At 43.1% G+C, this 14682-nt stretch carries 15 protein-coding genes; 5 read left to right on the top strand and 10 right to left on the bottom strand.

Going from position 1 to position 14682, the window contains the following annotated elements; genetic code table 11:
- Positions 1 to 3 precede the first annotated feature (3 nt).
- Positions 4 to 924: a glutaminase gene (locus QR722_RS03110; RefSeq protein ID WP_286285292.1), complete on the top strand. Its 921-nt coding sequence runs from the start codon at positions 4 to 6 to the stop codon at positions 922 to 924.
- A 120-nt stretch (positions 925 to 1044) separates the two neighbouring features.
- Here QR722_RS03110 and QR722_RS19375 read toward each other — a convergent pair whose 3' ends face one another.
- The 9 genes from QR722_RS19375 to gpmM all read right to left on the bottom strand — a co-directional run bounded on the left by QR722_RS19375 (position 1045) and on the right by gpmM (position 11654).
- Positions 1045 to 1110, bottom strand: coding sequence for a hypothetical protein (locus QR722_RS19375; protein WP_353506906.1), 66 nt, complete (start codon positions 1108 to 1110; stop codon positions 1045 to 1047).
- The gene (locus QR722_RS03105) at positions 1086 to 1793 is read right to left on the bottom strand and encodes a PEP-CTERM sorting domain-containing protein (RefSeq protein ID WP_286285291.1); all 708 of its coding nucleotides are present in this window, start codon (positions 1791 to 1793) and stop codon (positions 1086 to 1088) included. The genes QR722_RS19375 and QR722_RS03105 overlap by 25 nt, the downstream gene beginning before the upstream one ends.
- Positions 1794 to 2250: 457 nt before the next feature.
- On the bottom strand, positions 2251 to 3789 hold the full coding sequence (locus QR722_RS03100; protein ID WP_286285290.1) for a methyl-accepting chemotaxis protein: 1539 nt from the start codon (positions 3787 to 3789) through the stop codon (positions 2251 to 2253).
- A 368-nt stretch (positions 3790 to 4157) separates the two neighbouring features.
- Entirely contained in the window at positions 4158 to 6350 is a 2193-nt protein-coding gene (locus QR722_RS03095; RefSeq protein WP_286285289.1) for an acylase, read from the bottom strand.
- A gap of 132 nt (positions 6351 to 6482) precedes the next feature.
- The gene (locus QR722_RS03090; protein ID WP_286285288.1) at positions 6483 to 7034 is read right to left on the bottom strand and encodes a TFIIB-type zinc ribbon-containing protein; all 552 of its coding nucleotides are present in this window, start codon (positions 7032 to 7034) and stop codon (positions 6483 to 6485) included.
- A 27-nt stretch (positions 7035 to 7061) separates the two neighbouring features.
- A complete protein-coding gene (locus tag QR722_RS03085; protein ID WP_286285287.1) occupies positions 7062 to 7997 on the bottom strand; it encodes a DUF808 domain-containing protein in 936 nt (311 codons plus the stop codon).
- Between the two features lie 12 nt (positions 7998 to 8009).
- Positions 8010 to 8807 (bottom strand): divergent polysaccharide deacetylase family protein, encoded by a 798-nt coding sequence (locus QR722_RS03080; RefSeq protein WP_286285286.1) that lies wholly within the window; start codon positions 8805 to 8807, stop codon positions 8010 to 8012.
- 150 nt (positions 8808 to 8957) lie between these two features.
- Positions 8958 to 10088: a murein hydrolase activator EnvC family protein gene (locus QR722_RS03075; RefSeq protein WP_286285285.1), complete on the bottom strand. Its 1131-nt coding sequence runs from the start codon at positions 10086 to 10088 to the stop codon at positions 8958 to 8960.
- A 33-nt stretch (positions 10089 to 10121) separates the two neighbouring features.
- Positions 10122 to 11654, bottom strand: a complete 1533-nt coding sequence (gene gpmM / locus QR722_RS03070; RefSeq protein WP_286285284.1) for a 2,3-bisphosphoglycerate-independent phosphoglycerate mutase — start codon at positions 11652 to 11654, stop codon at positions 10122 to 10124.
- Positions 11655 to 11872: 218 nt separating this feature from the next.
- Between gpmM and QR722_RS03065 the strand changes: the two genes are divergently transcribed.
- The 4 genes from QR722_RS03065 to gpsA are packed head-to-tail and all read left to right on the top strand — an operon-like array spanning position 11873 to position 14131.
- The gene (locus QR722_RS03065) at positions 11873 to 12298 is read left to right on the top strand and encodes a rhodanese-like domain-containing protein (protein ID WP_286285283.1); all 426 of its coding nucleotides are present in this window, start codon (positions 11873 to 11875) and stop codon (positions 12296 to 12298) included.
- Positions 12299 to 12316: 18 nt separating this feature from the next.
- On the top strand, positions 12317 to 12574 hold the full coding sequence (grxC, locus tag QR722_RS03060; protein ID WP_286285282.1) for a glutaredoxin 3: 258 nt from the start codon (positions 12317 to 12319) through the stop codon (positions 12572 to 12574).
- 29 nt (positions 12575 to 12603) lie between these two features.
- Positions 12604 to 13107, top strand: coding sequence for a protein-export chaperone SecB (gene secB, locus QR722_RS03055; protein WP_286285281.1), 504 nt, complete (start codon positions 12604 to 12606; stop codon positions 13105 to 13107).
- Positions 13108 to 13117: 10 nt separating this feature from the next.
- The gene (gene gpsA, locus QR722_RS03050; protein WP_286285280.1) at positions 13118 to 14131 is read left to right on the top strand and encodes an NAD(P)H-dependent glycerol-3-phosphate dehydrogenase; all 1014 of its coding nucleotides are present in this window, start codon (positions 13118 to 13120) and stop codon (positions 14129 to 14131) included.
- 31 nt (positions 14132 to 14162) lie between these two features.
- Here gpsA and trmL read toward each other — a convergent pair whose 3' ends face one another.
- Complete coding sequence (trmL, locus tag QR722_RS03045) at positions 14163 to 14627, bottom strand: tRNA (uridine(34)/cytosine(34)/5-carboxymethylaminomethyluridine(34)-2'-O)-methyltransferase TrmL (RefSeq protein ID WP_286285279.1); 465 nt, start codon at positions 14625 to 14627, stop codon at positions 14163 to 14165.
- Positions 14628 to 14682 lie beyond the last annotated feature (55 nt).

The following is a 14682-nucleotide window of genomic DNA, read 5'->3' as shown; positions in this document are numbered from 1 at the left end:
ACTTTGCAAACGATTCTAGATGAAATAGCACAGCAAATGGCGCAAACGCTAGATAAGGGTGAGGTGGCAACATATATCCCTCAACTCGCGCAAGTTGATCCCAATCAGTTTGCCATCAGCGTAGCTCTACCAAGCGGTGAAATGTTCAGCGCCGGTTGCGCCGACAAGCACTTTTCTATCCAAAGTATATCCAAAGTTTTCACCCTGACGGTAGCCTTAGGCCGATTGGGGGAATCCATTTGGTCTCGAGTTGGCAAGGAGCCTTCGGGTGACCCGTTTAATTCAATCGTGCAGCTTGAACATGAACAGGGTAAGCCCTGCAATCCCTTTATAAATGCTGGTGCAATTGCTATTGCGGATCTCCTTTTGCAAGGCCATCAGCCCAAAGAAACCTTAGCGGAAATAATCCAATTTATACGTTTTTTAGCCGATGATGATAGCATAGCAATCGATGAGAAAGTGGCACGCTCCGAAATTGAAACAGGCGCAAGAAATGCCTCACTAGCTTATTTCATGGCATCTTTTGGTCATTTTCAAAACCCAGTTGATGCCGTGCTGGGTACCTACTTTCATCATTGTTCCATTGCCATGAATACTCAGCAGTTATCTAGAGCGGGTCTATTTTTAGCGAATAATGGAATAAATCCAGCTTCAGGCTATCCCATTGTTTCCGCCGAACGAGCAAAGCGTATCAATTCACTAATGCTATTATGTGGCCACTACGATGGTTCGGGAGAGTTCGCTTTTCGGGTAGGACTGCCGGGCAAAAGTGGAGTCGGTGGAGGAATATTGGCTATAGCTCCAGGTAAAGCGTCAATTGCCGTTTGGTCGCCTGGTTTAGACGTGATTGGAAACAGTAAACTAGGCACTCAAGCGCTTGAGCTATTTGCGGCTAAAACGGGTTGGTCGGTTTTTGGCGAATAATACCAGTAATGGTAATTATCATTATTGGTATAAACATGTCATATGCTGTTTACAAAGCCCTACAACCAAAAAAGCCCCATTATTTTTGACAATAAGGCTTTGTTAAAAGTGAATTTATATCTAATCGTTCTTTATAGTGTGACGACGTCTAATCGCCATACCTAAGCCTGTGATCCCCGCAAACATAAGCAAGAAACTAGAAGGCTCTGAGCCAGCTGCCGGTACATCACCACAGATGATGTCGATGCTTGTAAACCATTTGCAGAAAAGGCACTCAAGTTGATGGTATACATACCTTCGGTTTGTGGATCTAAACCTGCGGGCTCAAAAAAGCCTAAATTCCACGAGTTTTGCGCTAGATTATTATTTGAAATCAGGTAGCCAACGCTATCACCAAATGCTGCCTCTACACCTGCTCCATTGGCAGTGGCATTGGTTCCTATAGAATGATCAGCATAAGGTACATTAATTGGACCAAATGCAAAAAAATCAGTACCTAACCCTGGATCGTAACCTATCTCTAACAAGTAGGTGAGATCACTAAGGTTATTTGAGGCACCAAATTGATCGACATTGATTGACCACTCAATATTAAAAACTGAGCGAGTCACTGGGGCTACGCCATCCGTCGTAGCAAAAGTGTAGGTTTTGACACCGTCATAATTAAAGGTGTTTTCTGGGCTACCAAGAGTGTTGTATCGAAGTTTCCCTCTTAAACCTAGCTCAATTTCATTTTGACTCTCTCCAGTGAAAGAGCTATTCGTGTTACCAGAGCCAAAAATAACATCTGAAGTTACATTACCCGTACCATCTAATAATGGTAGCAAAGGAAGGCGCACAAACCATCGTGCTCGCCAGTGCAATTGCAATATTTTTCATTCTAGTGTCCTTATGATGTTTATTAACCTAATGTTGAGACCTACGCAGGGTCAACACTGGAAATTTAAGTAATATTCAAACCACTTGAAATATCCTGAAATTTAATATAATTATCAATATTTTATGTATGAAAGTAGAATGATTCTCTATTCATATGTAAAGGATGCTGAAAATATTCAAATCCATAAAAATGTTTTCAAAAAAGAGATAACAATAAAGCAACCTTCTGCAGTATTTTATAATTTAACCATACCCTTACATATTCTTTAGGCCGAACCGTCAATCATTTACCTGCTACAAAGTTCGCTGATGTCAAACACAATGGACCGTCGCTTCTTTAGCCCCAGTATCAAAGATAATACTTTTGAGATATACCGTAATAACTCTGCACCTGCATTGCATTTTGCCAAACATAAAGTGGCTGTCTTAATAACAAACAAAAGGTTATTACTGTTTGAAGCTCAACGGCATTGAGGCCAACGTCTCTGATAGTTCACTAATCTTATCTGATTGTTGAGCCACATTTTCGGCCAACTTCAAATTGGCTTCTGCTTCATTATTAACATTAACAACGTTTCGGCTAATTTCTTGTGACACCAAACTTTGTTCTTCGGCTGCTGTTGATATTTGTGTAGCGAAATCAGCGATAATTGACACGTCCGCATAAACTTTGTTGATGATATCAAGGGTATCTTGAGTGGCAAGCAAGCTTGTCTGTGCCGTATCTTTACCTCGCTGCATTTTTTGCGACCATTTAAGTAAGGTGTCTTGTATTTCGCCCATTGAAGTTTGGATTTGCTCAGTGGCATTATGGGTTCTAGTAGACAACGCTCTAACCTCTTCAGCTACGACAGCAAATCCTCGTCCATGTTCTCCTGCTCTTGCCGCCTCAATGGCAGCATTAAGAGCCAATAAATTAGTTTGGTCTGCAATCCCTTGAATCTCTTGGGTTACTGCACCTATTTGCTCAGCTTCTTTTGCCAGCTCCTGTGAGGACATTGCGGACTCCGCCACCTCGTCGGATAAGGTGGCAACCGACCCCATAGTAGTTTTCATCGCCTCAGTTGCTTCTTTACAATCATTGTGAACTGCATCTACTTTGTCAGACGTTTGCACTGTATTCAAAGCAACATCTTTAATTGTCGACGACATCTCTTCCATGGCCGCAGCAAGCTGATGAAGTTCATGGGTTTGACGCTCAATCCCCGACCGAGTAGCAGTCGATGCCTTTTTCAAATGCACTGCACTTAGAAGCAGTGCATTGGCGCCATCTGTTGTTCTACCTAAAATAGTGCGGGCTCTGCCACTATGAATGGTTTCACGGAAATGAACAATTCCTAGGGGGGATGTTCCGCAAAAGATATATCTAGAAACGCTATCATATTCCGATCGCAATTTATTAAGCTCATTAGGAACTATGAACACTTCATAATAAAGGCAACCCAATGCTATAAATGGGATCAGAAAACTTAACCATGAAATGTACACACTCCCCCAAGCCAATAATAAGGATAAAACCCCAAAAGCAAATAACCGTACATTGAGCCTTGTCAGAATGGGTTCATTGATTGTTTTGCCACTATTGATTTGAGCATATAACTTTTCAGCCTGCTCCCGCACATTCTTTGCCAAGACAGTGCGCACAGACTGATACCCCGTTAGTTTTCCAGATTCGAAAACCGGTGTGACAAACGCGTCAACCCAATAATATCGACCGTCTTTACATCGATTCTTAACAGCACCTCTCCAAGGTAAACCCGATTTAAGTTTTGTCCACATATCGGCAAACGCTTCTTTAGGCATGTCAGGGTGACGCACGATATTATGGTTTTTACCTACCAGCTCCTCAAAACTAAACCCTGCTACGCGGCAAAAAGCATCATTAGCGTATCGAATAACACCACGAGTGTCAGTTAAAGACACCAGTTCTTCTGACTGAGACAATGATACTTCGTCATCTACGATAGTTTGGCTATTTTTGCCCATAGAGATGGCCTCTTATAAAAGTGATAGTCAGTAGCCTTTATCTTAGTATGTAAATCAAACCAACAGTAATGGCCATACAGATTTTTACTGCATAAAATTATAAAATTTTTCGGTGCAGTCTAAACGGGACAAAATCCTACACACTTTTGTAGGTCAAATTTATAGCAACTTCCCCCTTATTCCTGTTACGTAATTATAAGAAGAGAAATCTTTAAAAAGTCAGATTAATCATTATGTGTTACAAAATCACATAGTTAGAAACTTCGTTTAGCCTCGTTATTCTTGCTACTAATCCATACTCACTTTGGTGTCTGCTAAGTTGATAAAAATGAGTCTAATATTCTGAGTAAAATAACTAGCTGGCCAATTCATTGGCCTGGGTGATAGGACCTCACCGCGCGTTTTTCAACATCTTCACGGTAGTAGGCAACAGGTTTGAATTTGCCGTTAATATAAGACTGAATCTGATCATCAAAATGTTTTGATTTTGGATCGCCACTTTGTCCTCCGGCCAGCAAACTTTTGGCGATGACTTTGTCACCAAATTCCACCACTGCAACAAAACTATTACCGCGATACCCGTAAATCCGTTTGGTTTCGGTAGCTTTGGCCCCAAAAGCAGCTAATGCTCCCCAGCGCCCTGAAGCCATACCAACTGGGTAACTCAATTCGTTGTCACTAAATTTCGCATCAATGTCACCACTAACGCGCTGAAATCGATTGATCTGACCCCAAGGTGTTTTCCAACTACCAAAATCTTGTTCCAATTGATTAACTGCCAAATTGAATATAGCTAAACGCTCAGTGACTGGGGTATTTTGACCATACATAAACATTCTTTGCATACGGCTAAATCCATCAGGATTGTCCCCTTCCTTGAAATACGTTGTGGCATAAAAATGCGCCAATGACATGGCCACAGAATCTGAGCTGGTACGATAATCCCATGAGCGTAACACTTCGATAGGTTGCTTAAGCTCTGGCTGATTCTCGGGAGCAGCATCGAAGGCAGCTATTAAACCGGGTATCAATACGGCAAAAGCAGGTAAATAGGGGTCATAGGCCAATTCAATTAAGCCGTCCAAAGTTAGATTCTCGGCTTTTTCAAGCATTTGAACGGCATGAATCGCTCTGAAATTTTCAGGATCCGGTGCCATATACTTCGGATAGTCCTGCGCTTTAGGACTAAATTCCCCGGCAGCACTAAAAGGGGTTGAATTTGTATTTTGAAGCCAACCATTTTGCGGGTTTTCAATACTTATAATTTCTTCGATACTGTGCAGGCCCTGCCAGTCTGTTTTTGGATCAGTTCCATCTACCGGCTTAGAAAAATCAAAATCAGGGCTACGTTTTGGCACAAAGTTACCGTGAAAATAGGCGATATTCCCGTCAGCGTCGGCATAAACCGTATTATTGGAAGAATTACGTCTGATCCGCATCATGTCCTTAAACTCAGCCAAATTAGTCGTTTTCGTGCGAATAAAGGATTGTGATAGCGCATTAGCTGGATCCCAGTTAATCTTGGTGGCTACCCACTGACCATGTAATTTGTGCGTGATAGGCCCATGATGACTATGATACATCGGAAAGGTGCGCTGCTTGAGTAACCCATTTTCAATGTACTTTAAGGTAACCTCAGACTGCTTAAGTGGGCGCAGTTCATCGCCGTAGTGATAAAGCAGTTCGCCGTCTTTTTCAACCACCTCCTCGACAAACTCATCCATAAAATCAACATAAGTCGAGGTATGCATCCAACCATTTTTGTCATTGAAGCCCTGATAAACAAAGAACTGCCCCCAAGTTACTGCACCATAAGCATTAAGGCCTTCCTCGCTGACCACATGGACCTCGGGACGAAAATAAAATGAAGTATGCGGATTGATCAATAACATCGCATTACCGGATTGGGTATGCTTTCCTGCAATACTAAAACCGTTTGAACCTGAAGGTTCTGATTCATTGTCGATTAACATTTGCGGCGCGTCTTGCTGTTGGCCATAGAACGCTTCGATGCCTGCCAGCGGAATTTGCTCTATATCGCCACCAATTGAACCTTCGGAAAAATACATCGGCATCCAAGGTTCGAATTTTTCTAGCAGTGCAGGCTTGATCTCTGGGTGAGTTTGCAGATAAAAATTCAAACCATCCGCAAACGCCATACATAATTCTTTAAGCCACTGAGGCGCCGTTTCATATGCTTGCTTTGCTTCTGCATGAGTCATAAATAATCTGGCTCGTAAGTCGCTATATAGCGCTTTTTCGCCTTGTACTTCGGCCAACCTACCCATTGCCCAAATATAGTTGCGCTCAATGCGGGCAAAATCGTCTTCTGCTTGGGCATATAGAAGACCAAAAACAGCATCGGCATCGGTTTTGGCGTAGATGTGCGGCACACCATAATCATCACGGATAATTTCAACCCGTTGCGCGCGCTGGCTTAATTGTTGAAGCTCGCTGCTGTGCGACGAGCTATCCTTGCTGGCATGTTGATTGGAGCTACAAGAAAACAGCAAAAAGAAACTTGTGAACAAGACTAAAATTGAAATAGGATGGGTAGACATTGCTAGAAACTCAATTTGATAAACCTGTGATAAGTGATGCTAACAACACTAGAGGCTCGGGTCAAAGAGCGACTGAAAAGTCTGCTAGAAAAGGAGCCCTCTTGGCGTAGGATCGGCAAATCATGAAGGTATTTAGCGTTTAACTGAATAAGGATCTTGCGCTAATAAAAAAGCGCGCAAGTCGGATTTTTGAGGGTGAGATTGGAGCCATTCACGCAAGACCTTAACTTTGTCATAATCTTCATCGCCGAATTTAGTGCGGTACAACATATCGAAGGTGTCTTCCGTTCTCTGTTCACGAATCTTAAGCTGCCAATGCTCAGTGAGAATAGTATTTAACGAACCTGCTAAACCACTATTCTTGAGTAATTGCCACTCACCATTATCAAGCCATACACCACCCACTGACGCACTGTAATCAATACGATGAGAGGTTTCTTTAGCAATTTTAAGCTTGCGCATAATTAAACCAGATGAGGGGCACAATAATGCTTTCACTGCGTCATCAAGATCTTCTGTTACATCAACATCGATATAAGCATATTCTGGATGCTGATCTTTCCACTTCACATAATCCTCGATCAATACCCAATTGCCACCACAACCATTACAGGTTTGTACACAGAAAAATAGCTCCAAATAACTAAGCGTCAGGTTTCCTGTTTGGCATTTAGGGCATTCCATTGATCGTCCTTCGATTTATAATTGCGACTACTTGGTGAATAACTTTTTCACGCCATTAAAGATAAACAGCACCAACGCACCTGCAAGCACACCAGTTAACCCCTCAAGCAAAAACGGTGCGACACTATGAGCAACACTGCCCATAACCGATCCAAGCCACTGCACTATTTCATGTACTAGATGATGTAATGGAGGGATGCTATGGACTAAAATACCGCCCCCCACTAAGAACATCGCTATGGTTCCGACAATTGCTAATGTTTTCATTAGGAGCGGCGCGATAATCAAGATCCCCCGCCCCAATGAACGTTGGATACTGTTGAAACTTCCAGAAACTGACTTGCGCAGTAGATACAGGCCCAAATCGTCAAGCTTCACAATACCCGCCACAATACCGTAGACACCTACCGTAAAAAAAGCAGCAAGACTGGAAAGAACCGTCACCTGGGTGGCAAAGTCTTGATCTTGCACCGTACCCAATACAATCACTATAATCTCAGCGGATAGAATAAAATCTGTGCGAATAGCCCCTTTAATTTTATCTTTTTCCAATTCCACCAAATTAACAGTTGGGTCAGCCAAGGCTTTTATTTTTTGCTCATGCTCTGCTTCAAATTCTTCCTTTGAATGAGAGAACTTATGGTATATTTTTTCAAATCCTTCATAACACAAATAGAGCCCGCCAATCACCATTAGAATGGTAATTAAAACAGGCAAAAGGGCACTGATTGCCAGTGCGGCCGGCACTAAAATCAACTTATTAAGAAATGAGCCTTTGGCCACTGCCCACACCACCGGCAGTTCTCTGTCAGCTTTTACCCCCGAGACTTGTTGTGCATTTAGGGCTAAGTCGTCTCCTAATACTCCAGCTGTTTTTTTTGCGGCGACTTTCGACAACACCGCCACATCATCCAAGATGGTGGCTATATCGTCTATCAGGGCAAGTAGATTTGCAGCTGCCATTAGGTATCCTTATTATTCAAGTGCAGTAGTGGTGTCTGATTGCTCAGGATGATTATCAGTTTTCTGTAACGCAATATGTTGTAATTCTAGTAGTTGGCTGACTCGGCTGAGTTGCACGCCTTGCTGTTCAAGATTTTTCAGCGCTTGCTTGAGATACTCGACGGTTTGCGGATAGGGATGGGCAATACCAACTGCAAATCCATATTTTTTAGATAACCGCACTAGGCGTTTAAATTGTGCGTCAATTTGTTCTATTCGACGATCATGATCTAAAAAAACATTACGCTTGAGACTCTGTACCCCATTTTCGCGAGCGATTCGTTCAGCCTTGCTAAACCTGGTGGTGCGACTATCGACAAAAAACAAGTGATGTTCAGTTAAAAAACTCATTGTCACGTTCATCGGCTGGCTTAATTGAGTCAGCTTGCTGCCCATATGGTTATTTAGACCAATAGCGCCAGGCACAGATTGCAACGCCTCAGTTAATGTTTGCCTCATCAATTCTCCCGACATGTTGGCAGTTAATGCACCGGCGCCCAACGCCTTCCCCGCAAGGGACTCCATTGGCATATGCAGCATGACTTCACGTTGTTGAGAGCTGGCCCGACGAGAATACTTTTCGGAAAGATGGGTCATCGGCAATATAGAAAATGCCACTTCGATAGGTAACTCGAATGCTGCGCCATCCTTATGCGTGTTGCCCATATCATCGATGATCAATGCAATCTCAGCGCTAATCGCCGAAGAAGATATGAGTAGCAGTGCACTAAGGCATAATCGTTTGAAAAACACCATTTTGATAATTAGCACAAACCCTGTTTGATTATTGTTATTTTTATCGCAACATTCACATTGCTGCATTTTTGTGGAGTATATCGCCTTCATAAGGCCAGAGAAAGCACTAGAATTGACCCACGGTATAGGTTGGCATAACCAAGTTGATAAAAATCATCCGCTAAGCTAAGGCTTCAGCCATTTTGTTGGGTTGACGGGCGTGCCTTTATGGCGAATTTCAAAATACAGATTGGGTGCGGTTTGACCACCACTTTGCCCTACTAGCGCTATAGTATCTCCAGATTGTACATCGTCACCAACCTGTTTAAGTAAGGCCTGATTATGCCCATAAAGGCTCATATAGCCATCGCCATGATCAACCACGGTGACTAATCCTAACCCTCTCAGCCAATCAGCATATAATACCTTGCCGTCATACACTGCTCGCACTGGTGCACCCGTATTCCCATTGAATAATACGCCTTTCCATTTTATCTGGCCTTGCCTTATGCGGCCAAACATATTGCGCATTTTACCTTGTGTGGGATTAATCAGCTTGCCTTCTAAATTCGCCAATCCATTTAAGCTAACCGGTCTTTGCTGGGCGGCTCGCTCAGCTTCTTCAATAGCTTTGAGCAAGGCTTGCTCATTGATTTGCAATTGCTCAATTTTGACTGCTTCAGTATCAATTCTTTGGGTAATTTTTGCTAAGGTCTTCTTGCGCATGTGCTGTTGTTGGACCAATTGTTCACTTTGCTGCTGTTGAACCAATTGTAAAGATTCCAGTTGTTGCTGCTTGTCGGCCAATGATTCATTGACCTGACGCAGTTGTTCAACAAGTTGGCGAAATTGATCAATTTGCTGCTTTCGTGCTTCGGTCAAGTATTGGTAATAACTAAAGGTACGCTCAAATTTTGATGCATCCTCTAGATTAAATATCATCTTGGCAAAATCATAGTCGCCAGCCATGTACATGCTTTTCAATTGCTTTGCCAAAGCCTGCTGTTGTTGTTGTTGTTTTTTACGCAGCTCGGTTTGCTCTGCTTTAAGCGCAGTTTGCTGTGCAACATTAGCGGCTAAATCCCGTTTGGTTTCATCCAGTGATTTGGCCGTTCTGGCAATATTAAGCTCCGCGGCTTTGAGCTGTTGTTGAAGTTGTTTAGCTTCGGCCAATTGCTGGTCTATTTGTTGCTGCTTATGCTTAATCTCTTGTTGGATCTGTTTTAGTTCATCGGTTTGTTGGGCTACCACCGTCCCACACAAAACTAGCGCTGCGAAACACAACGCTAGTTTTATATATTTAACAAACTGATGCATTAGCACAGGCCCTTTGCCCAAGAGCCTCGACAACTATTTAAGGGTAACAATCGGCTTTCCTGTCATTTCAATTGGTTGTTCCATGCCCATTAAATGTAACATGGTTGGGGCCACATCACTTAAGGTTCCGCCGCTTCGCGTGTCAGCATCACGACCAAAATAGATAAAAGGCACCAATTCACTGGTATGTGCCGTATGGACCTGTCCGGTCTTAGGGTTTACCATTTGTTCGGCGTTGCCGTGATCAGCAGTAATAAGGCACTCTCCACCTACTTTTTGTAATGCATCTATTACTCGACCTAAGCAGGCATCAACCGCTTCTACTGCCTTAATCGCAGCTTCGTATACGCCTGTATGACCGACCATGTCGCCGTTAGGATAATTACAAATGATCGCATCAAATTCACCTGACTCAATTGCGCCAACCAGTTCATCAGTTAACTGTTTTGAGCTCATCTCTGGTTGTAAATCGTAAGTAGCGACCTTTGGTGAGGGGATCAATATACGTTTTTCGCCTTCATATTCATCTTCTCGTCCACCACTATAGAAAAAAGTTACATGAGCATATTTTTCTGTCTCAGAAATACGTAACTGGGTTTTGCCATGTTGGGCTAACCAATCACCCATCACATTTATCAGTGGTGTTGGGGGGTAAGCTGAGGGAGCAGAAATGGAATCAGCATACTGAGTTAGCATTACAAATTCGGCTAAATTGGCTCGATAACTCCGTTCAAAACCACTGAATTCATCTTCAACAAAGGCGCGGGTTATTTCGCGAGCTCGATCAGCCCTGAAATTCATAAATATCAATGAGTCGCCATCTTCAAGTTTGACCGGTTCACCAATTACGGTGGGCTTAACGAATTCGTCATTTTGCTCTCGAGCATAGGATTGCTCTAACCCTGCTAATGCAGAGTCGGCTTGAAAGTCACTTTTGCCCTGTGCGATCAAATCATAGGCTTGTTGAACTCGATCCCATCGCTCGTCACGGTCCATGGCGTAATATCTGCCAATCAAGGAGGCAATTTTACCCACTCCCAACTCAGCAAACAGCTCATCGGCTTTTTCCAAGGAAGCCTTTGCGCTTCTAGGTGGAGTATCCCGTCCGTCTAAAAAGCAGTGTAAATAAATTTTATTAGCACCTTTGTGCGCTGCCATTTTTATCATGGCTAAAATATGGTCTTCATGACTATGCACACCACCGGGCGACATTAATCCCATGATATGTACAGCTTTGTTAGCATCAACTGCCTTCTTAAGCGCAGCCACTAAAACATCATTCGATTCAAACTCATTATCGTCTATAGATTTGCTTATGCGGGTAAAATCTTGATAAACCACACGACCCGCACCTAAGTTGACATGACCGACTTCTGAATTACCCATTTGACCAGGCGGTAATCCTACATCAAGACCTGAACCGGAAATAAAGGTATTGGGGTAATCCCGCGTTAACTTGTCAAGAACCGGTGTATTGGCATTTGCAATTGCGTTGTTGTCAGTATCTTCTCTGTGACCCCAACCATCCAAAATAATCAATGCTAAGGTTTTCTTTGCCTCTGTCATACGTCTCTCCCCTTTGGTTTCTGACAACTTAAAATTGCACAACTTTGTCACAGTTTATCCTCTGCTTATCTTCACTTCTAGGAGATTAATGCAGTTAAACAGTTCAGCTTACAATAACTTATACCAATAATAATGGCTTGGTGTCCTACAGGACTGGTTTCTGTAAAGAATTTATATATACTTTGCACTCTTTTTTGTACGCCAAGGGGCTTTTTTATATGGATCAGATTATTGAGTTTGTCAGCAACAACCTATTTCTAGCTGGTATATGGGCAGCGTTGGTTGTGGTTTTGGTATATGGCACTATTGCAGGCCAGTTGTCACCAATTAAAGAACTCGGTACTCATGAAGCAACATTGCTTATGAATAAAGAGGATGCGTATGTACTGGACATCCGTCCTGCTGCAGAATATAAAAAGGGTCATATTTTAGGCGCTAAACAGCTAAAAGCAGAACAAATCAGCCAGCAAGACTTCAAAAGCCTTGAAAACCACAAAGATAAACCCATTATTGTGGTATGTGCGATGGGCATGACTGCTAAGAAGACTGCAGCAGCTATGCTCAAAGCGGGATTTGAAAAAGTGACCGTTCTTAAAGGTGGTATGAGTGCCTGGCAAGGTGCCAGCCTACCTGTGTCCAAGTAGTTTAATTAAGGTTCACCCATGAGCAAAGTCGAAATATATACCAAGGGCTACTGCCCTTATTGCCGTAGAGCAAAAGCGTTACTAGAAGAAAAAGGCGTTTCATTCGAAGAATACAAGATTGATGAACAGCCTGAACTTCGCGATACCATGATCGCAAGAGCGAACGGTGGTCATACGGTTCCTCAGATATTCATTGATGATAAACACATCGGTGGCTGCGACGATATGCTCGCACTGGAATCAAAAAACGAATTAGATAAATTACTCAGCGCTTAAGCGCAATAAAAGATAGGAAGTAAAAACACATGTCAGATGAAAATCAAGCAAACGAAGCGGCAACTCAAACTCCTCAACAAGCACCACAGTTTGCAATTCAACGTATTTACACTAAAGATCTTTCATTTGAAACAGCTAATTCTCCAGCTATTTTCAAAAAAGAATGGACGCCAGAAATTAAGCTAGACCTTGACACTCGCACTACAGAGCTTGAAACTAATGTTTATGAAGTGGTGTTATCTGTTACTGTTACAGCAAGTATTGGTGAAGAAACCGCATTTTTATGTGAAGTTCAGCAAGCCGGTATTTTCATGGTCGGTGATATGCCTGAAGCGAATAAAGCTCACACTCTAGGTTCATTTTGTCCAAATACATTATTTCCTTATGCCAGAGAAACTATTGCTAGCTTGGTTAACCGTGGTACTTTCCCTCCGTTAAATCTTGCTCCTGTTAATTTTGACGCGATCTTTAATGCCTACGTGCAAAAACGTGCTCAAGAACAGCAAGGCCAAGCGCAGAAACTTGACGCTTAGTAAGCCATAGATGACTCAAGATAACGTATCTAGTGTATCGGTTATAGGGGCGGGGTCATATGGCACCGCTCTGGCCTTTTGTCTGTCTCGCAATGGCGTGCCCACCTACTTGTGGGGGCGCGATGCTAAGCAAATGCAAGACATGGCACAGTCTCGCTGTAATCAACGCTATTTGCCTGACGCTATATTCCCAGAAGAGTTGGTCATCGAGGCAGATTTAGCCAAAGCAATTGCCCATAGCTTTGATATCTTGATAGTGGTTCCTAGTCATGCTTTTGCCCTAACCTTAGCCACAATCAAACCTATGCTAACCCCTCAGCACAGGTTAATTTGGGCAACCAAAGGCCTTGAGCCCCATACAGGCAGATTATTGCAAGAGGTGGCTGTTGAGCAGCTAGGCCCTGATATTCCTTTAGCCGTATTATCTGGACCCACCTTCGCCAAAGAAATGGTAGCCGGATTACCCACTGCGATTTCGTTGTCTTCAACGGATGAAACCCTAGCACAAGAATTCAGCCAAAAATTGCATTGCTCTAAAAGCTTTAGGGTATACAACAACCCAGACATCATCGGTGTTCAATTAGGTGGTGCAGTCAAGAACGTCATTGCCATTGGTGCCGGTTTGGCTGATGGCTTAGGCTTTGGTGCCAATGCTCGGACGGCGTTGATTACCCGAGGTTTAGCAGAGCTAACACGACTTGGCTTGCAGTTAGGTGCCAAGCCGGAAACGTTTATGGGCATGGCCGGTCTTGGCGATTTGGTACTGACCTGCACGGACAATCAATCACGTAATCGTCGTTTCGGTTTAGCACTGGGACAAGGATTAAGTGTTGATGATGCTATTGCCAGTATCGGTCAAGTTGTAGAGGGCTATCGCAATACTGAAGAAGTGAAAATTTTAGCTGAAAAGCTGGATGTCGAAATGCCGATATGTGAGCAAATCTATCAGGTGCTATATCAGCAAAAATCTCCAAAACAAGCGGCATTGACACTTTTAGGCCGAGAGCCTACGGTAGAAGGTTAAACACTAACTAGTTAGTGTTTAAACGACCGATTCAAGCTGAACCTGCGTAATCTAGTTGACGCCATGATTCGTAAACGAATACCGCGACAGCGTTAGAGAGGTTCATACTACGACTTTTTGCTAACATCGGAATTCTTAGCCGTTGGCTTTCTGGTAAGCTTTGAATAACGTCGTCAGGCAATCCTCGTGTTTCTGGCCCAAACAAAAGGGCATCACCAGCCTGATACTTTGCCTCAGAATAATTAGCCGCACCCTTGGTAGTACAAGCGAAAATCCGCTTAGGCTGCTGTGACGCTATGTAGCTGCTAAGATCTTTGTGGCGTTTGACCTCAGCGAATTCATGGTAATCCAAACCCGCTCGCCTGACTTTTTTATCATCCCAATCAAATCCCAGCGGCTCGATCAAATGCAGCTGATAGCCTGTGTTAGCACATAGTCGAATTATATTACCGGTATTCGGTGGGATCTCGGGCTGAAAAAGAACAATACTGAGCATAATTAATCTAAAAAGTAGGTAAGTGATATTATTGTAGCAAAATCCGCTCTCTCGA

It is taken from the genome of Aliiglaciecola sp. LCG003 (assembly GCF_030316135.1).
Lineage (GTDB): Bacteria > Pseudomonadota > Gammaproteobacteria > Enterobacterales > Alteromonadaceae > Aliiglaciecola.
Note: the sequence above shows the minus strand (reverse complement) of the source record. Positions and strands in the feature narration are given on the sequence as shown.